Consider the following 17,963-nt stretch of genomic DNA (forward strand, 5'->3'; position numbering starts at 1 on the left):
AGAGCAGAAGAAGCGGTACTCTCCTCATCTGCTCTTACATTTGCTGTTATTTTACTCTTTTAAATTTGCTGTTTAACATTATAACCGATTTTGTCCGGGCCAGAGCTTTAATTATTTTGTAACCATTCTCGAAATGACTAATCTTTGTATTTCTTGCGTGCCTTCATATATTTGGGTAATTTTCGCATCACGCATATAGCGTTCAACCGGATAGTCCTTCGTATAGCCATAACCACCAAAAATTTGTACCGCTTCGGTTGTAACCTTCATTGCTGTATCACCGGCCATCAGCTTTGACATCGCCGATTCTTTTCCATATGGCAAATTGTTTGATTCAAGCCAAGCAGCCTGATAAGTGAGCAAGCGGGATGCTTCGATCCCAGTGGCCATGTCAGCTAACTTAAAGGAGATGCCTTGATTCGCAGCAATCGGTTTGCCGAATTGTTTGCGCTCTTTCGCATATTCAACCGCCGCATCAAGCGCTCCCTGGGCAATGCCGACTGCCTGGGCGGCAATGCCGTTACGTCCGCCATCTAAGGTCATCATAGCAATTTTAAACCCTTCTCCTTCCGAGCCAAGGACATTCTCTTTCGGCACGCGGCAGTCTTCAAAAATAATCTCTGTTGTAGGTGATGAACGGATGCCAAGCTTCTTTTCTTTTTTGCCGACAGAAAATCCCGGAAAATCTTTTTCTATAATAAATGCTGTTGTACCACGTTGTTTCGAAGCTGGATCTGTTAAGGCAAATACAATATAGATATCGGCGATACCGCCATTTGTGATAAAGATCTTCGAGCCATTCAAAATATATTCATTGCCCTCCAGACGGGCTGTTGTTTTCATGCCGCCTGCATCAGAACCGGAGCCAGGCTCTGTTAATCCGTAGGCGCCAATCTTTTCCCCCTGGGCCATCGGCTTTAAGTATTTTTGTTTTTGCTCTTCAGTGCCGAACTTATAAACCGGCCAGCCAGCGAGTGACGTATGGGCGGACAGGGTAACACCTGTCGATGCACAAACTCTTGACAGCTCTTCTACAGCGATACAATAAGCTAAATAATCGCTCCCAATGCCACCGTACTCTTCTGGCCAGGGAATGCCCGTTAATCCGAGATCTGCCATTTTGCGGAAGAGCTCCATGTCAAAGCGCTCTTCTTCATCTCGTTCCGCTGCTGTTGGAGCGACTTCATTTTTAGCAAAATCCCGTACCATTTTGCGAATCATTTCATGTTCTTCTGTCAGTTGGAAGTTCATCTTGTTCCCCGCCTTTATTTGATTAACTGTTTGCTGATAACGATCTTTTGAATCTCGCTCGTACCTTCATAAATTTCTGTTACTTTTGCATCTCTGAAGAACCGTTCCACGGCATATTCTTTCGTATAACCATAGCCGCCGTGTACTTGAACAGCTTCGATTGCTACATCAACGGCTGTCTTTGATGCATACAGTTTTGCCATTGCAGCCTCTTTGCCACAGGCAAGCCCTTGTGATCGCAAACCGGCTGCACGGTAAACGAGCAATTTTGCTGCTTCCACACTTGTTGCCATGTCAGCAATTTTAAAGGCAAGCCCTTGTTGAGCGGCGATCGGTTTTCCAAACTGCTTGCGCTCTTTCGCATATTGTGTAGCTTCCTGCAGCGCTGCTTCGGCAATCCCCAATGCCTGGGCAGCAATGCCGATACGACCGGCATCCAGATTTGCCATTGCAATTTTAAATCCTTCACCCTCTTTTCCAAGCAGCTGCTCGTGCGGCACTTTCATATCTTCAAAGGTTAACTGCACGGTGCGAGAGCCATAAAGGCCCATTTTATGCTCATCTTTGCCGATGATCAGTCCCGGTGTATTTTTTTCCACTATAAAGGCTGAAATGCCCTTGGAACCTTCTGCCGGATTGGTTGAAGCAAAGACGATATATGTATCTGCTTCTCCCCCGTTTGTGATAAATACTTTTGAACCGTTTATCGTATAATAATCCCCTTGTTTGACTGCTTTTGTTTTTAAATTGGCTGCATCCGACCCAGCTCCTGGTTCGGTCAGGCAAAAGGCCCCTAAATACTCTCCGGTCGCCAGCTTCGGTACATATTTACTCTTTTGCTCTTCTGTGCCAAAATACAGAATTGGATTGGTGCCGACAGATGTGTGAACGGATAAGATAACCCCGACTGTAGCACTGACTTTTGACAGCTCATTTATCGCAATAATATAAGAAATAAAGTCCATCCCACTGCCATCATACTCCTCAGGAATTGTAATTCCCATTAAGCCCAGCTCAGCCATTTTCTTAATCAATTCACGAGGAAACTCCCCCTTCTCCATGCGTTCCACAAACGGTGCGATTTCACTTTCTGCAAAATCCCTTACCATTTTCCTCATCATCTGCTGCTCTTCTGAAAATCGCAATTCCATATTTTTTCCTCCTGTTGTTTAAGGTTAGGCGCTTTAGTCGTATGTGTAGAAGCCGCGACCGGTCTTTTTGCCGAGCCAACCGGCTTTCACATATTTGCGAAGCAATGGGCAAGGACGATACTTATCATCGCCGAAGCCATCATGAAGCGTTTCCATAATGTATAAGCATGTATCAAGGCCAATGAAGTCAGCCAGCGTTAGCGGTCCCATCGGGTGATTCATACCGAGCTTCATCACTTCATCAATCGCTTCTTTTGTTGCTACTCCCTCATACAATGTATAAATTGCTTCATTAATCATCGGCATCAGTACCCGATTTGCTACAAAACCAGGAAAGTCATTGACCTCAACCGGCACCTTGGAAAGGGTTTTTGTTATATCCTCAATTGCTTGATACACTTCATCTGCTGTTGCTAGACCGCGGATAATTTCAACAAGTTTCATCACGGGTACAGGATTCATGAAATGCATGCCGATCACTTTTTCTGGACGATTTGTAGCAGCCGCAATTTCTGTAATCGGAAGCGAGGAAGTATTGGTTGCTAAAATTGTATGTGCCGGCGCAATTTTATCTAATTGGGAGAAGATTTTACACTTTATGTCCATGTTTTCTACCGCTGCTTCAATAACAAGGTCTACCTCATTCGCATCCTGCAAGTCTGTTGATGTAGAAATCCTCCCGATTATTTCGGCTTTTTCTTCACTTGTCATGCGCTCTTTTTGTACTTGACGAGAGAGATTTTTCTCAATGACTCCTATCCCGCGTTCAATAAATTCAGTTTTCAAATCATTTAAAAGCACTTCATAACCAGCCTGGGCACAAACCTGGGCGATACCCGATCCCATTTGTCCAGCTCCAATAACCATTAGCTTTTTTACTTCCATAATTTCCCCTCCCATTGTTTAATTTGTGCGCAAATATGCCCTTTTGTCAGTACCATTTGGAATGGATAAGCGCTGGCTTAAAAATGGTGCACACCTTCTACAAGGATCCAAGAACCACGCCTCTTGAAATTTCCCCAATCCCCTATCGTGCTGAATGAGCGCCTTTCGCTTTTCTTTTGTCCAGCTGCAGGCGCTAGCACGTACGCTGATTTCGCTCTCTCTATCGAAGTCTGAAAGACGACTTCTCGTCGAGAGCTCCAATCCGCTAGCGTGCTGAGCTAGCGCCTTTCGCTTTTCTTTTGTCCAGCTGCAGGCGCTAGCACGTACGCTGATTTCGCTCTCTCTGTCGAAGTCTGAAAAGCGACTTCTCGTCGAGAGCTCCAATCCGCTAGCGTGCTGAGCTAGCGCCTTTCGCTTTTCTTTACACTTCAATCATGATGGCGTCGCCTTGGCCACTTCCGCTGCAAATAGCCGCAATTCCAATGCCGCCGCCTCTTCTTCTCAGTTCATAAGCAAGTGTCAGAATAATTCTCGCTCCACTTGCCCCGATTGGATGACCAAGGGCGATGGCTCCACCGTTTACGTTCACTTTCTCAGGGTCAAGATCAGCAATTTTACCACTTGCAAGTGCAACGGCAGCAAAAGCTTCATTGACTTCAAATAAATCAATGTCCTGGAGGGACTTTCCTGTCTTTTTTAGAATTTCATTAATGACAAGCCCTGGAGTTTGCGGAAACTTGCTCGCTTCTACGGCTACTTCCGCATGACCGATCACTGTGGCAAGGGGCTGTTTCCCTTCTTTTGCAGCCCGCTCGTCACTCATTAGGACGAGTGCCCCAGCTCCATCGTTAATTCCTGGCGCATTGCCCGCTGTGATCGTTCCATCTTTACCAAACGCCGGGCGCAGCTTTGCCAATACCTCTTTATTGGTATCTTTGCGAGGAGCTTCGTCTTGCTCTACTTTGACAGGGTCTCCTTTTCTCTGTGGCACTTCAACTGCGACAATCTCTTCTGACAAGCGGCCATTTTCAATAGCAGCTATTGCTCGTTCATGACTGCGACCCGCCCATTCATCCTGCTCTTCTCTCGACAGACCAAATTCTTCAGCTGTTTGGTTTCCATAATTCCCCATATGGACCCCCGTAAAGCTGCAGGATAATCCGTCATGAATCATCAAATCAACCATCGGCGCATCTCCCATCCGCATTCCCCATCGTCCTTTAGGAAGCGCATAAGGAGCATTAGACATGGATTCCATGCCGCCCGCAACAATGACCTCTTCATCGCCTGCTCGGATGATTTGATCGGCCATCGTGACGCTTCGCAAGCCAGATGCACACACTTTATTAATGGTTTCTGTTTTCACTTCCCAAGGAATCCCTGCTTCCCTAGCTGCCTGTCTAGAAGGAATCTGTCCCTGTCCTGCCTGAAGAACGTTCCCAAAAATCACTTCATCCACTTGATCAGGGCTTACCCCTGCGCGTCTTAAAGCCTCTTTAATCGCTATTCCCCCAAGCTGTGAAGCCGATAATGTGCTTAGTCCCCCACCAAATTTTCCAAAAGGCGTACGAGCCCCATCGATAATTACTGTTTTTGCCATGATTATTTCCCCCTTCACCCATTTTAAAGAAAACGCTTTCACCACTTTGACTGAACGCTCGCTCGAAAATTCCCCATAAGAAAAGGGACATTTTTCCCTTTTATACTCTTATATTCTTTTATTTTAAAGAAAATAAATTAAAAATCAAACGAAAATAATGAACATTCAAAAAACAAAGGAGCGAGAGAGGAATTTCCTCTCTGCTCTATTATTTTTTCTCTTGTGTATCAGCAGCTGTTTCAGCGACGACTGCTTTACGCTGCTCTTCAGCCTGCTCTTCTTCCGGAAGTTCCTCCACTTTTTGTGGACCGATAACAGCTTTCTCTAGCAATTCGGCTACATCATAAGTGGCGACGGTTTCTTCCACTTCCTTCGCTTTTGTGCCGTCGGAGAGCATCGTCAGGCAGTAAGGGCAGCCGGAGCTAATGACAGATGGGCTGACTGCCAGCGCCTGCTCCGTGCGTGCTACGTTAATGCGATGGCCAGTATCTTCCTCCATCCACATCAGTCCGCCGCCTGCTCCGCAGCACATACCGTCCTGCCGGTTGCGGGCCATCTCTACCAGTTTTACACCTGGTATCGCCTTTAAAATTTCCCGCGGCGGGTCATAGACGTCATTGTAGCGGCCCAAATAGCAAGAGTCATGGAAGGTAATTGTCTCATTGACCGGATGCTGCGGCTTCAGGCGCCCTTCTTTCACAAGCTGCGCAAGCAGTTCTGTATGATGATATACCTCTGCTTTGAAGCCCATCGCCGGATATTCATTTTTGAAAATATTGTACGCGTGCGGATCAATCGTGATAATTTTCTCTACACCGTTTTTCTCGAACTCAGCTATATTCGCTGCCGCCAACTCCTGAAATAAAAATTCATTGCCCAGACGGCGCGGCGTATCGCCAGAATTCTTTTCTTTGTTCCCAAGGATCGCAAACTTTACCCCAGCCTCGTTTAACAAACGAGCAAACGAAAGAGCAATTTTCTGGCTGCGGTTGTCAAATGCGCCCATTGAGCCGACCCATAACAAGTATTCAAAGTCCTCTCCTGCTTTTTTCATCTCTTTCACTGTTGGCACATGGACATCGTCGCGTAGATCACGCCAGTTTTCTTTTTCCTTTCGATTGAGCCCCCAAGGGTTCCCCTGACGTTCAATGCTTTGCATTGCCCGCTGGGCTTCCGGGTCCATTTTTCCTTCGGTTAAAACAAGATAGCGGCGCAGATCAATAATTTTATCGACGTGCTCATTCATAACCGGACACTGGTCTTCACAGTTGCGGCACGTCGTACATGCCCAAATCTCCTCTTCGGTAATCACATCGCCAATCAGGCTGGGGTGATACATAGCAGCTGCTGCTTCTGCCCCACCAGCCAGCGCCAGCTGGTTCCCTTGTGTGTTGGCAAAAGCAAATGCCGGCACCCATGGCTGTTTCGATGTCACGGCTGCCCCTGTGTTCGTTAAATGGTCGCGCAGCTTGACAATTAGGTCCATCGGCGAAAGCATCTTCCCGGTACCGGTAGCCGGACACATATTCGTACAGCGCCCACATTCCACACAAGCGTAAAAATCAATCATTTGCAGCTGATTAAAGTCCTGAATCCTTCCGACACCAAAGGTTTCTTGCGTTTCATCCTCAAAGTCAATTGGCTTTAATGTTCCCGGACGATCCAGGCGATGAAAATACGTATTGACTGGCCCGAAAATTAAATGAGCGTGTTTGGATTGTGGCACATATACAAGGAAGGTGAGCAAAACAAGTAAATGCACCCACCAGGAGACATAGAAAAAAGCAATGGCCACCTTGGTGCTGATTCCTGAAAAGACTACAGCAATAGTAGAAGCGACTGGTTCGATCCACGTCCAGTGAACATCTGCTCCTTCATGCCAGATGAGATCCAAGCCGTTTCCAATTAAGACAGACAGCATTAAGAGTCCGATAAAAATCAGAACGAGGCCATTTTTCCAGCCGCGCTTTAAGCGAACAAGCTTCTCTACATAACGACGGTAAAATGCCCATACGACGGCTACAAGAATCATTAAGGTCACTAGTTCCTGAAAAAACTTAAACCCTCCATACAGCGGGCCAAGCGGCAGATGTGCCCCTGGGACAATACCCTTGATAATAAAGTCAATGGCACCAAGCTGCACGAGCAAAAACCCGTAAAAGAACATGACATGAATGGCACCGCTTTTTTTGTCTTTCAGCAACTTTTTCTGCCCGAACACGAATACCCAAATTTTCTCCAATCGCTTCTTCACATCGTTGTCAAATGCTTGTTTTTTGCCCAACTTCATGTATTCATAACGAGTTTTTAATAAATAAACGAATAAATACACCCCGTAAGCGATTACAAAAATAGTTGCAATTAAGTTGATCCATAGCAGTCCGTTCATAACCCCTTCCCACTCCTTTCTAAAGTAGCTGCTTCTTACCCCTTTGCAAAAACAGTATTACTATTCAGAATGTTTATACCTTTATTATATTATGAATGAGCATTCAGTCAACCTCTAATTAAAATATTTTTTACGCAATTCCTATGAGAGTCTTTTTTTCTTTTTGGGAAGCATAGAAGTAATGCTGCTTTCTTTAAGGAGGAAAAAGATTCATGAGGATACTTTTCTGGCTCGCTCTCTTCGCTTCATGGCTTGGGCTGGATCTTTATTTCGGCCAAAAAAACGCAGAAAGACAATCTTTCCAGCGAACGTACCCAAAGAGAAGGGGATCGATTGATTTTATCTGCAGCGGCCCTGAGTTTTTTCAGCAATTTTTTTTCGATATAAAAAATGCTCGTAAACGTGTGTACTGCCTTTTTTATATTGTAAAAGACGATAGTGTTACACGAGAGTTTTTTCACCTATTGAAAGAGAAGGCAAGCAGCGGCATAGAGGTATATCTACTCATGGATTGGCATGGGAGTTTAAAAGTAAAAAGACGCCATCTGGATGATTTAAAACAGTCCGGCGTACAAGTGAGCTTTTTTGGTAAACCCCGGCTTCCTTATTTCTTTTTTACTCTTCAGCAGCGGAATCACCGAAAAATCACCGTCATTGATAGTACAGTTGCCTATCTTGGCGGCTTTAACGTCGGTCGCGAATATATAAATAAAAGCAAAAACCCGCAGCTTTCTCCATGGCGGGATTACCATTTACGCTTAACAGGTCGCAGTGTTATTGATTTAGAAGCAGAGTTCATTGCTGATTGGAACCAGGAGAATCGTCCTCATCTTCGGCAAGTGGAGACAGATTTGGAAAGCGAAAGCGGAGTGGAACATGTTATTTTCCCTTCTGGAAACGGAAATCTTCAAGAAAAATTAATCAATCTCATCCAGCACACCCAGCACTCTATTTTTATTGGAACGCCTTACTTTATTCCAACGAAGCCTATCTTTGATGAGCTCCTCCGCGCACTGGAGCGTGGTGTCTGTGTTACGGTTCTGATTCCCGGTAATGAAGATCATCCGCTTGTAAAAGAAGCTGCCTGGCCATTTTTAAGAGAGCTGCTGCTTTTTCCAAATGCCCGTGTTCAATCATTTACAAACGGGTTTTACCACGCGAAAATTATTATTTTCGATGATAAGGTATGTGATCTTGGCACAGCAAACTTTGATGCCCGTAGCCAGATCATCAACTTTGAGTGTAACTGTTTTATTTACAGTGAGGCATTCATTCATCAAATTCGGCCTTTTCTTGAGGAAGATCTAAAAAACAGCCGACCGCTTGCAATAAAAGATTTGTACCCTTTCACTTTTAGCGAAAAGGTGAAAACAAAAGCTGCCCATTTATTGAAGGATTTTTTGTAATAGAAGAAAGCTTGCCCTGCAGTTTGCAGGGCAAGCTTTTTCTTTACATTTTTTCAGGTGCGGATACACCAATAAGCTGCAGAGCATTTTTTAATGTAATCTGTACAGCTTTTACTAAAGCAAGGCGAGCTTCAGATAATTGTTTATTATTTGGATCTAACACTTTTTCCGCATTATAGAAGCTATGGAACGCAGCGGATAGTTCTTGAATATAGTTAGCAATACGGTGTGGGATACGCTTCTCAGCAGCTTCCGCCACCACTTGTGGAAAATCGCCGACTTTCTTTAGCAAGTCGATCTCTTTCTCAGCACCGATGAGTGACAAGTCTGCTTCTTTGTTAACTGTGATCTCCTGTTCTTCTCCCTGGCGCAAAATACTGCTAATACGGGCATGTGCGTACTGTGCATAGTAGACAGGATTCTCATTTGACTCAGATACAGCCAGATCGAGGTCAAAGTCCATATGTGTGTCACCGCTTCTCATAGCAAAGAAATAGCGAACAGCATCTAATCCAACCTCTTCAACAAGCTCCCGCATCGTTACTGCTTTTCCGGTCCGTTTGCTCATTTTCATTTTCTCGCCGTTTTTGTATAAATGAACAAGTTGAATAACCTCAACTTCTAAATTATCCGGATTATAGCCAAGTGCTTCTACCGCTGCTTTCATTCGTGGAATGTAGCCGTGGTGATCGGCTCCCCAAATATTGATTACTTTTTGGTAGCCGCGCTCAAATTTGTCTCTATGATATGCAATGTCTGGCGTTAAATAGGTGTAGGTGCCATCATTTTTCACTAAAACGCGATCTTTGTCATCCCCGAATGCCGTTGAGCGGAACCAAACCGCCCCATCCTCTTCATAAATATGGCCTTTTTCACGTAAGGCAGCAAGCGCTTCATCAATCTTTCCATTTTTGTAAAGGGAAGTTTCCGAATACCAAACATCGAATGGAACACGAAAATTCTCCAGATCAGTTTTTAGCTTTTCCATTTCATACTTCAGGCCATATTCCCTGAATGCCTCATATCGCTCTTTCTCCGTCATTGCAGCGAACTTATCACCAAACTCATCAGCTAACTTTTTTCCGATGCCAACGATGTCCTGACCGTGGTAACCGTCCTCCGGCATTTCCTTGTCTTGGCCGAGCGCCTGGAAATAGCGGGCTTCAACAGATAAAGCCAAATTGTTGATTTGGTTGCCAGCATCGTTAATGTAATATTCTCTGGTAACGTTGTAACCGGCTTTTTCAAGCACGTTGCACAAAGAATCGCCGACAGCGGCTCCCCTGGCATGACCAAGATGCAAATCTCCCGTTGGGTTGGCAGATACAAACTCCACTTGAACCTTTTCATTGTGACCAGCGTCTGTTTTTCCATAATCCCCGCCTTCTTTTAATACAACTGGAATCAGGTCGGTTAAATACGCGTTGTTCATATAAAAGTTAATAAAGCCAGGACCAGCAATTTCAATTTTTTCAATGGAGGCTTTTGAGAGATCAAAGTGAGCAATAATCTCTTCTGCAATGGCACGCGGAGCTTTCTTCGCCACGCGAGCCAGCTGCATCGCCATGTTCGTTGAATAGTCACCGTGTGCCTTTTCCTTTGGCGTTTCTAATACTACAACGGGAATTTCTTCTTCCTGAGCTAAACCGGCCTTCAACACTGCCGCCTTTACTTCCGCCTTTAACTCCTCCTGTACCTTCTCTGCTACGTTCATTTCTATGATACCTCCTCGATATTCTTCGATGCTTTAAAGAATGGGAAATGCCCCTTGTTATGTTCCTCCTATGAAACGTTTCTCTATGTACTTTTAAACGTAAGATCCAGTGTATAACTGCCCACTGCTATTCCCTGCATAAGCAAATGGTAGTCAAGCTGGAGCGCTCCTTCAAGTTGCGATTCTTTGTATGTATGGCTGTGCGACAGCTTGTTTGTTCGAGTTGACATAGCCAATGTGCCTTGAGGACTCTCGTATGAACCATTCATTTGTTCCTTCTCGTTAAACGGCAGTCTCATCTTGATAGCACCGCTGCGTAAAATAACAGCGCCTTTGTCAGAAAACTTCACAATCGTTTGAATCGTGCCCTCTTCTTGAACTTCATTATACTTCAAAAAAAAGGACCCATTCTTTTCCTGAAATTCCCCGGAGAGCATAAATTCAAAAACTTCCTTCTCTCCCTCATGTTCAATGCTTGTTGTTAAATGGATATCGACAGGAACAGATGCTTGCGGATTCTGTACCAAGCTGTTCACATCCTTTTAAAAATTCTTCCTTATAACTTATTAAGTATAAAAATGTTTATTTAAAAATGCAATGGACATCGTTTAAATTTCGCTGAATGCATGATTAAAGGGGGATCACTTGTGGTACATCAATAGAAAAAGGGATTGGAGTTGTTGAACGATGGAAGAGGTAAAAAGAATATACTATGTAGATCCTGCCAGTAAAGAAGTGTTGCCCACCGCTGCAAGTGAAGGCAATTTCAGAATAGAAGCCACTGATCAGGAGGCCGCTTTTATCAAGCGTGTCTTTGAAGAAGAATATGGAGCTGAGATTGAAACCTTTGTCCGCGCTCATGTTCCTTATCTCGATTATTCTTACAAAGAAAAAAATGATAAGTATGACCGGGCGCTTATCGCCATTTACGGTTTGATTTATAAATTTGGCGACGAGCAAGCCCGACGCCATATTGATGAGATGGGCATTTTAGATGAATACCGCCTCAATGATAGAAAAGACTTTTAATTATATTTCCCAAAAGAATTAAGCACCCGGCAATCTCGTATGCCGGGTGCTATTTTAGAAGGCTAACCAATCGGCCTCCCCTGATTGAGTACAACGTCTCATTCTATTCTCTCTAACCGAACGGCTCTTACTTTGCCTTGTTCACTAAGCCCCAGCCAAGCAGCATTTCACGAATTAGCTTAGCGGCAGTATTGGCCGTTTGTTCGGAAGGATCGTAGATTGGAGCGACTTCTACAAGGTCACCGCCAACAACGTTCACTTCGGAATGGGCAATTGCATGGATAGCCGCCAGCAATTCCTTGGAAGTAATTCCTCCTGCGTCCACCGTTCCAGTTCCCGGAGCATGAGCTGGATCAAGAACGTCAATATCAATTGTGACATATACCGGCCGGCCAGCAAGCTTCGGCAAAATTTCTTTCAGCGGCTCAAGTACTTCAAATTTAGAGATATGCATCCCATTTTTCTTCGCCCATTGAAACTCTTCTTTCATTCCGGAACGAATACCGAAGGAGTAAACATTTTCAGGATGAATCAATTCAGCAATCTTTCTGATTGGCGTAGAGTGGGAAAGCGGTTCGCCTTCATACTCTGTACGGAGATCTGTATGGGCGTCCATATGAATAATTGCCAGATTAGGATATTTTTTTGCGATAGCCTTCATGACCGGCCAGGAAACAAGGTGCTCGCCGCCCATGCCAAGTGGAAATTTTCCGTCTGCTAATAGACTGTCAATGTAGTCCTCGATTAAATCCAGACTTTTTGCTGCATTGCCAAAAGGCAGCGGAATATCCCCCGCATCAAAATAATTAACCTCCGCCAGTTCGCGATCCAGATAAGGACTGTACTCCTCCAAGCCAATTGATACTTCACGAATACGCCCCGGGCCAAAACGGGAACCTGGACGGTAGCTGACTGTCCAGTCCATTGGCATGCCGTATAAGACTACCCGGCTGTTCTTATATTCCTGCTGGGCACCAATAAAGATGTTGCCCGAATACGCTTCATCAAAACGCATAACTTTCCCACCTCTTTTATCAAAATAGCCGATTACTCAGTTAAATCTTTTACAAATTTCGGTAGAACGAACGACGCCTTGTGCAGTTCCTTCGTATAATATTTCGTCTCAATTTCGTGGAAATGCTCATCGCTCACTTCCAACGGATCATATTTTTTTGAGCCGATGGTGAATGTCCACATACCACTCGGATAAGTAGGGATATTCGCTGTATACAAGCGTGTAATTGGGAAAATTTCTTTTACATCACGCTGTACTTCACGAATTAGATCTGCTTTGAACCAAGGATTATCTGTTTGTGCAACAAAAATACCATCCTCTTTTAGTGCTTTGGCAATGCCGGCATAAAAGCCCTTAGTAAACAAGCTTGCTGCCGGGCCAACTGGTTCTGTTGAATCAACCATGATTACATCATATTCATTTTCACTCTTAGCAATATGCATAAACCCATCATCTACACGTACATCCACACGCGCATTGTCCAGTTCCCCTGCAATTTCAGGCAGGAACTTCTTTGAATATTCGATTACTTTACCGTCAATATCAACAAGTGTTGCTTTTTTCACTTCCGGATGCTTTAACACCTCGCGGATGACACCGCCGTCCCCACCACCGACAACTAAAACATTTTCCGGGTTTGGGTGAGTAAACAATGGTACGTGTGCCACCATTTCATGGTAAACAAATTCATCTTTTTGAGATGTCATAACCATGCCGTCTAAAAACAGCATGTTGCCCCATTCCTCTGTCTCCATCATTTCTAAATATTGAAAATCGGTTTGCTCTGTATGAAGCGTACGCTTAACCTTCATTGTAATCCCAAAGTTTTCCGTCTGTTTTTCTGTATACCAAAGTTCGCTCATGTCATCTCTTCCTTTCTGCAAATGAATGTTTTCCAATTGCACTGAAAAAAGTATAGTGGAATCCCGCAAAAATTCAAGTTATTTTTTCCGCCGGTTCCATCTGTATGAAAATATCCCTCTACTACGTTTAAAAATTAGGAATTTTTTTCATACTATGTGTAATTATTCTTTTTAAGGCAGGTAACCTTATATGACAGTCATTACCCTGTCAGGCTATCACAAAACAGTTAAATGGATACGCGCAGGATTGTTTCTCGGTCTTTTTGCTGCGGCTGGCCTGTTGCTGCTTATTGGAGCCGGTTTTTTATACGTAAAGATGCTGGGCGAACCGGAAGTGGCCGTCCCGCAGTCTACAATTTATTATGCCGCTGACGGACAGGTGATCGGTGAAAGCTATACCGGGGAAAAAAGGTATTGGGTCAGTCTTGATAAAGTATCCCCCTACCTTGTTCAAGCTACTCTTGCTGTAGAAGATAAGAAGTTCTTCGAGCATAATGGCTTTGATTTTAAACGAATGGCAGGAGCGGCCGTCGCTGATGTGAAAGCCATGGCTAAAGTTCAAGGAGCCAGCACGATTACCCAGCAATACGCCCGAAACCTGTATCTTTCCCATGATAAAACATGGAAGCGTAAATTGTCTGAAGCGCTCTATACCGTTCGGATTGAAATGAACTATACGAAGGAACAAATTTTAGAAGGTTATTTAAATACAATTTATTATGGACACGGGGCCTATGGCATTGAAGCTGCCAGCCAATTCTATTTCGGCAAGAGTGCAAAAAACCTGTCATTAGCAGAAGCCAGCATGCTCGCCGGCGTACCAAAGGGCCCCTCTATTTATTCGCCCCTTTCGTCACTAGCAAAGGCTAAAGAACGACAAAAGGTAATTTTAAATGAAATGGAAGAGAGTGGTGTGATTACACCTGAGCAACACCAGAGAGCAGTTGCAGATAAAGTGCACATCATTGGTGAGCATTTGCATACCGATTCGGAAGCAGCTCCCTACTTTCGGCAAGCTGTCCAGCAAGTACTCGCTAATAAGCTAGGCGTGGATGAACAGACCATTGCACTTGGCGGACTGCGTGTTTACACTACGTTAAACAGGGAGCATCAATACATTGCCGAGAAAACCATTAAAAAAGTGATTCCTGACGATTCCGACATTCAGCCCGCATTCGTTTCCATTGAACCGAAAACACACTTTGTCACTGCTCTTGCTGGAGGAAAAGACTTTAACGAGAGCTCTTATAACCGGGCAACCCAGGCTATTCGCCAGCCAGGATCGACATTTAAGCCATTTTTATATTATGCGGCACTTGAAAACGGCTATACTCCCGCCACCCGGCTAACAAGCGAAAAAACAGCCTTCCAGTACGATAATGGCCAAAAGGTATATAAGCCAAGCAATTTTAACCAACGCTATGCTGACGGAGAGGTAACCATGGAACAGGCGCTTGCTGTTTCAGATAATATTTATGCCGTTAAAACACACTTGTTTTTAAAGCCAGAAACCCTTGTTAAAACAGCAGAGCGTTTTGGAATATCCACCCAGCTAAAACCACTGCCGTCACTGGCACTGGGTACATCCGGGGTCCGTGCGCTCGAAATGGTGAATGCTTACGCCACCATAGCAAACGGCGGAAAATACGAAGAGCCTATTTTTATTCAGCGGGTAGAGAATGCGAACGGAGAGGTTCTTTACGAACATAAACCGGACAAAGAGCAGCGATTTGATAAAAAACAAACAGCCGTACTCACTCATATGATGACCGGGATGTTCGACAAAAATCTAAGTAGCTATGCTAGTGTGACCGGCGCTTCGCTCGTGCCGAAAATGACACGTCCCTACGCCGGCAAGTCAGGGTCAACTACTTATGATTACTGGATGATCGGATTCACTCCCCAGCTGGCTGCCGGCATATGGACAGGATATGACGATGGCAGGGAAATAAGGAAAGTTGAGGACAAGCATTATGCCAAAGACATGTGGCTCAGTTTTATGGAGAATGCTCACCGAGGCAAAGCGGTGAAGAAATTTCCAAAGCCTAAAGGCGTCATCGCCGTAGATATCAACCCGGAGAATGGAAAGATCGCGAGCAGCCACTGTCCAGTAACGAGAAAAATGTATTTTATAGAAGGGACCGAGCCAGAAGAATACTGCACGGATCATTTACCGAAAAAAGAGAAAACCAAAGAAAAGAAAAACGAGGAAAGCTGGATGAAGCGTCTATTTCCTCTTTTCTAGACAAAAACTCTACTATTTTTACCCTTTTTGTCTTTGTCAAATGATGCGCTCACCTAACTAAAATAGGACAAGAAAAAACCCCGGATGTGCGGTCCGGGGCTTTTTCTTGTCCTAGCTTATGCAATTTATGCATTACCTTAAGTGTACTTTCTTTCTAGTTATTGGGCAAGATGTGAACATCATTTTCAAAAAACGTTCAAATATTGTTCACTAAAAAGGGAATAAAAGGATAATCAATCTGTTAAGTCTTCCTTTAACTTTGCAGAAGAGTTTTCCCACATTTCAGCATTATGATTTTGTAAAAAAGCTTTCAGCACCTCTTTCGAAGGAGCATCCATATGTTCGACAATCACATGGCTTTTCAACGATTTATCCATGCGATTCACATGTTCGGGAAGCGACTTGTAGCCGCGACGTTTTTCACGATTGACCGTTAACTCGCACGCTGTGACACCTGCATAGAAGGGGCCCTTCTCTCCCTGGTCTACCGTTACCCAGACGAGCCAGTATGGCTTGGCGCCTTCCGGAACCTCTTCTTTGTTTGAGAGGAACTTAATTCCTTTTTCTACAGCACTGCGGGCGTGCATAGCACCTACATCAATGAAGGCTTCTCTCTCCTCCACGTCGATAAAGACTGGAGAAACATTCTCCAGGGAAAGAGCTCCTTTTCCAAAGCCTTTGTGACCATCTGTTGGATCATTTTTAATAATATTAAAGCCAACCTTTTTCTTTTTTTCCATAAGACATTCTCCTTTCTTACAGTCGCATTAACCAAACAGTATCATAAAAATCGTGTTAAAGCCTTGAATGATGGAAGGCAACACAAAACTAAAAATTGGCTGGATTGTGTATTGATAAAGCGGTGTAATGACAAGAATCAAAAAGATTAGCGTGCCATACTGCTCGTACTGCGTTAACTTAACCCGGACAGATGGCGGGACGATATCCTCGATAATCCGGTAACCGTCAAGCGGCGGCAGCGGCAACAGGTTAAACACGAATAAAACAACATTGAGCCAAACCATCATATTAAGCAGATCAATAAAAAATGGCGGCAGCCCTGCACCAACAGAAAAAAATAAAATTCCGTAAGCAATGGCGGCAATTAAAAAATTGCTCAGAGGGCCGGCAAGTGATACTAGTATTCCTGCAAGGCGGGGATTTTGAAAATTTCGGCGGTCAACCGGTACTGGCCTTGCCCATCCGAATCCAGCAATTAAAAGTAAAATTGTCCCGATAGGATCGAGATGATGAACAGGATTGAGCGTTAGCCGGCCTTGGTTCTTTGCCGTATCATCCCCGAATTTATGAGCAACATACGCATGGGCAAATTCATGGAAGGTGAAGGCCACAATGAGCGTAATCACGACAAACGGCAGTTCCTGCAATGAAAAAGCTAAAAATCGGTCCAAATGTTAAACCCCTTTATTTTATTTTAGTAGAGATTTTCATCTTGATATATTGCTTGTCCCCTTTGAAAAGCATACAATTTGGTTGTATTGTTATTGAACCATATGGAAGGGAGCCAAGAAATATGCCTTACGTAACTGTAAAAATGCTAGAGGGCCGTACAGAAGAGCAGAAAAAGGCGCTTGTCGAAAAAGTGACAGCCGCTGTGACGGAAACAACTGGCGCTTCTGTGGACAAAGTAGTGGTTTTCATTGAAGAAATGTCTAAAAACCATTATGCTGTTGCCGGTAAAAGACTCAGTGACGAAGATTAATGGCTTAATCGGTAAAAGAGTCCGTTTGAAAGCGGGCTCTTTTATTGCCCCATTCCGTGCTCCTTGAAGACTTGAGGCTATCAGCCACTCTCGTTACATGGCTGCAAATCATCATTTCATCAACTCAGCCTAGGCTTCTCATTCCTTAGCATCGGGTTTTGCTTTCCTTATTGCAGTTGGGCTTTTAACTGCTCAATATAAGTATAAGCTTCTTCAATCTCTTCCTCGGTGTAGCGCTGTTTTCTTTTTAATGTAAAAATCTTTTCTGCTACTTCCTCTCTCGTCAGTGCATCGAAGTAAAGAACGGTAGACACAAGCTCAAGGAATCGGGCGCTTTGGTTATTCATTTCTGTGACCGCTTCCTGTAAATGCGGTATGTCTACTTCAGCATGCTGAAGAAAAGCTTTGCCTTCTTCTGTTAACGTATAACGGTATTGATAATAACCGCCTTTTTTCTCTCTAACTTCATCAATAAATTCCATGTTGCATAATTCTTCCACTCGAAGCGTTAGCTCTTCTGAATAAGGGCCATAAAAATGAAACTCAAATTTCTCCTGAAAAGGAAATGAAATTTTCTTCGCAATGTAGATCATCTTTTGCAGTTTTTTCCGCCCAATGACTTCTCCGCAGGCCGCAAAGACCCCCATCAATTTTGCATGCTCTTTTAACAACTTTTCTCAACTCCCACTGTA

At 44.1% G+C, this 17,963-nt stretch carries 17 protein-coding genes; 4 read left to right on the forward strand and 13 right to left on the reverse strand.

Features of this window, described 5'->3' with window-relative positions:
- Positions 1 to 111 precede the first annotated feature (111 nt).
- The 6 genes from ACH0BF_RS04985 to ACH0BF_RS05010 form a co-directional block, all read right to left on the reverse strand.
- Entirely contained in the window at positions 112 to 1,251 is a 1,140-nt protein-coding gene (locus ACH0BF_RS04985; protein WP_120035341.1) for an acyl-CoA dehydrogenase, read from the reverse strand.
- Positions 1,252 to 1,265: 14 nt separating this feature from the next.
- Entirely contained in the window at positions 1,266 to 2,402 is a 1,137-nt protein-coding gene (locus ACH0BF_RS04990; protein WP_406908974.1) for an acyl-CoA dehydrogenase, read from the reverse strand.
- A 33-nt stretch (positions 2,403 to 2,435) separates the two neighbouring features.
- Complete coding sequence (locus tag ACH0BF_RS04995) at positions 2,436 to 3,287, reverse strand: 3-hydroxybutyryl-CoA dehydrogenase (protein ID WP_120035346.1); 852 nt, start codon at positions 3,285 to 3,287, stop codon at positions 2,436 to 2,438.
- A gap of 18 nt (positions 3,288 to 3,305) precedes the next feature.
- Complete coding sequence (locus tag ACH0BF_RS05000) at positions 3,306 to 3,719, reverse strand: hypothetical protein (RefSeq protein WP_406908975.1); 414 nt, start codon at positions 3,717 to 3,719, stop codon at positions 3,306 to 3,308.
- On the reverse strand, positions 3,709 to 4,887 hold the full coding sequence (locus ACH0BF_RS05005) for an acetyl-CoA C-acetyltransferase (RefSeq protein WP_120035350.1): 1,179 nt from the start codon (positions 4,885 to 4,887) through the stop codon (positions 3,709 to 3,711). Before ACH0BF_RS05005 ends, ACH0BF_RS05000 begins: the two co-directional genes overlap by 11 nt.
- A gap of 208 nt (positions 4,888 to 5,095) precedes the next feature.
- Positions 5,096 to 7,276 (reverse strand): (Fe-S)-binding protein, encoded by a 2,181-nt coding sequence (locus ACH0BF_RS05010; protein WP_406908977.1) that lies wholly within the window; start codon positions 7,274 to 7,276, stop codon positions 5,096 to 5,098.
- A 212-nt stretch (positions 7,277 to 7,488) separates the two neighbouring features.
- On the opposite strand from ACH0BF_RS05010, the gene ACH0BF_RS05015 reads away from it, so the two are divergent.
- Positions 7,489 to 8,682, forward strand: a complete 1,194-nt coding sequence (locus ACH0BF_RS05015; protein ID WP_340851951.1) for a phospholipase D-like domain-containing protein — start codon at positions 7,489 to 7,491, stop codon at positions 8,680 to 8,682.
- A gap of 43 nt (positions 8,683 to 8,725) precedes the next feature.
- On the opposite strand, the gene argS is transcribed toward ACH0BF_RS05015, so the two are convergent.
- Together argS and ACH0BF_RS05025 are read right to left on the reverse strand one after the other, a co-directional pair.
- Positions 8,726 to 10,396 (reverse strand): arginine--tRNA ligase, encoded by a 1,671-nt coding sequence (gene argS, locus ACH0BF_RS05020; RefSeq protein ID WP_406908978.1) that lies wholly within the window; start codon positions 10,394 to 10,396, stop codon positions 8,726 to 8,728.
- A gap of 83 nt (positions 10,397 to 10,479) precedes the next feature.
- Positions 10,480 to 10,923: a YwiB family protein gene (locus ACH0BF_RS05025; RefSeq protein WP_340851949.1), complete on the reverse strand. Its 444-nt coding sequence runs from the start codon at positions 10,921 to 10,923 to the stop codon at positions 10,480 to 10,482.
- Positions 10,924 to 11,083: 160 nt separating this feature from the next.
- Between ACH0BF_RS05025 and ACH0BF_RS05030 the strand changes: the two genes are divergently transcribed.
- Positions 11,084 to 11,425 carry a hydrolase gene (locus ACH0BF_RS05030; protein ID WP_120035360.1) on the forward strand — a complete coding sequence of 114 codons (342 nt, stop codon included), beginning with the start codon at positions 11,084 to 11,086 and terminating at the stop codon, positions 11,423 to 11,425.
- A gap of 127 nt (positions 11,426 to 11,552) precedes the next feature.
- Here ACH0BF_RS05030 and speB read toward each other — a convergent pair whose 3' ends face one another.
- Together speB and speE are read right to left on the reverse strand one after the other, a co-directional pair.
- A complete protein-coding gene (gene speB, locus ACH0BF_RS05035; RefSeq protein ID WP_340851948.1) occupies positions 11,553 to 12,440 on the reverse strand; it encodes an agmatinase in 888 nt (295 codons plus the stop codon).
- Between the two features lie 32 nt (positions 12,441 to 12,472).
- Positions 12,473 to 13,303: a spermidine synthase gene (gene speE, locus ACH0BF_RS05040; protein WP_120035364.1), complete on the reverse strand. Its 831-nt coding sequence runs from the start codon at positions 13,301 to 13,303 to the stop codon at positions 12,473 to 12,475.
- A gap of 190 nt (positions 13,304 to 13,493) precedes the next feature.
- On the opposite strand from speE, the gene ACH0BF_RS05045 reads away from it, so the two are divergent.
- The gene (locus ACH0BF_RS05045; protein WP_340851947.1) at positions 13,494 to 15,548 is read left to right on the forward strand and encodes a transglycosylase domain-containing protein; all 2,055 of its coding nucleotides are present in this window, start codon (positions 13,494 to 13,496) and stop codon (positions 15,546 to 15,548) included.
- Between the two features lie 233 nt (positions 15,549 to 15,781).
- Here the strand turns inward: ACH0BF_RS05045 and ACH0BF_RS05050 are convergent, their stop codons facing one another.
- Together ACH0BF_RS05050 and ACH0BF_RS05055 are read right to left on the reverse strand one after the other, a co-directional pair.
- On the reverse strand, positions 15,782 to 16,288 hold the full coding sequence (locus ACH0BF_RS05050) for a YwhD family protein (protein WP_120035368.1): 507 nt from the start codon (positions 16,286 to 16,288) through the stop codon (positions 15,782 to 15,784).
- Positions 16,289 to 16,315: 27 nt separating this feature from the next.
- Positions 16,316 to 16,960: a site-2 protease family protein gene (locus ACH0BF_RS05055; protein WP_120035370.1), complete on the reverse strand. Its 645-nt coding sequence runs from the start codon at positions 16,958 to 16,960 to the stop codon at positions 16,316 to 16,318.
- On the opposite strand from ACH0BF_RS05055, the gene ACH0BF_RS05060 reads away from it, so the two are divergent.
- A complete protein-coding gene (locus ACH0BF_RS05060; protein ID WP_259455636.1) occupies positions 16,936 to 17,271 on the forward strand; it encodes a 2-hydroxymuconate tautomerase in 336 nt (111 codons plus the stop codon). The two genes, ACH0BF_RS05055 and ACH0BF_RS05060, sit on opposite strands and share 25 nt — an antisense overlap.
- A gap of 167 nt (positions 17,272 to 17,438) precedes the next feature.
- Here ACH0BF_RS05060 and ACH0BF_RS05065 read toward each other — a convergent pair whose 3' ends face one another.
- Entirely contained in the window at positions 17,439 to 17,942 is a 504-nt protein-coding gene (locus ACH0BF_RS05065) for a YwgA family protein (protein ID WP_120035372.1), read from the reverse strand.
- Positions 17,943 to 17,963 lie beyond the last annotated feature (21 nt).

The sequence above is a fragment of the Pseudobacillus sp. 179-B 2D1 NHS genome (assembly GCF_045370945.1).
Taxonomy (GTDB): Bacteria; Bacillota; Bacilli; order Bacillales; family Domibacillaceae; genus Pseudobacillus.

What these genes read in the sequence shown, in the direction of transcription:
- ACH0BF_RS04985 (WP_120035341.1), bottom strand. Translation starts at nt 1,251, where the DNA reads ATGAACTTCCAACTGACAGAAGAACATGAAATGATTCGCAAAATGGTA.
- ACH0BF_RS04990 (WP_406908974.1), bottom strand. Translation starts at nt 2,402, where the DNA reads ATGGAATTGCGATTTTCAGAAGAGCAGCAGATGATGAGGAAAATGGTA.
- ACH0BF_RS04995 (WP_120035346.1), bottom strand. Translation starts at nt 3,287, where the DNA reads ATGGAAGTAAAAAAGCTAATGGTTATTGGAGCTGGACAAATGGGATCG.
- ACH0BF_RS05005 (WP_120035350.1), bottom strand. Translation starts at nt 4,887, where the DNA reads ATGGCAAAAACAGTAATTATCGATGGGGCTCGTACGCCTTTTGGAAAA.
- ACH0BF_RS05010 (WP_406908977.1), bottom strand. Translation starts at nt 7,276, where the DNA reads ATGAACGGACTGCTATGGATCAACTTAATTGCAACTATTTTTGTAATC.
- ACH0BF_RS05015 (WP_340851951.1), top strand. Translation starts at nt 7,489, where the DNA reads ATGAGGATACTTTTCTGGCTCGCTCTCTTCGCTTCATGGCTTGGGCTG.
- argS (WP_406908978.1), bottom strand. Translation starts at nt 10,396, where the DNA reads ATGAACGTAGCAGAGAAGGTACAGGAGGAGTTAAAGGCGGAAGTAAAG.
- ACH0BF_RS05030 (WP_120035360.1), top strand. Translation starts at nt 11,084, where the DNA reads ATGGAAGAGGTAAAAAGAATATACTATGTAGATCCTGCCAGTAAAGAA.
- speB (WP_340851948.1), bottom strand. Translation starts at nt 12,440, where the DNA reads ATGCGTTTTGATGAAGCGTATTCGGGCAACATCTTTATTGGTGCCCAG.
- speE (WP_120035364.1), bottom strand. Translation starts at nt 13,303, where the DNA reads ATGAGCGAACTTTGGTATACAGAAAAACAGACGGAAAACTTTGGGATT.
- ACH0BF_RS05045 (WP_340851947.1), top strand. Translation starts at nt 13,494, where the DNA reads ATGACAGTCATTACCCTGTCAGGCTATCACAAAACAGTTAAATGGATA.
- ACH0BF_RS05050 (WP_120035368.1), bottom strand. Translation starts at nt 16,288, where the DNA reads ATGGAAAAAAAGAAAAAGGTTGGCTTTAATATTATTAAAAATGATCCA.
- ACH0BF_RS05060 (WP_259455636.1), top strand. Translation starts at nt 16,936, where the DNA reads ATGAAAAAGCTAAAAATCGGTCCAAATGTTAAACCCCTTTATTTTATT.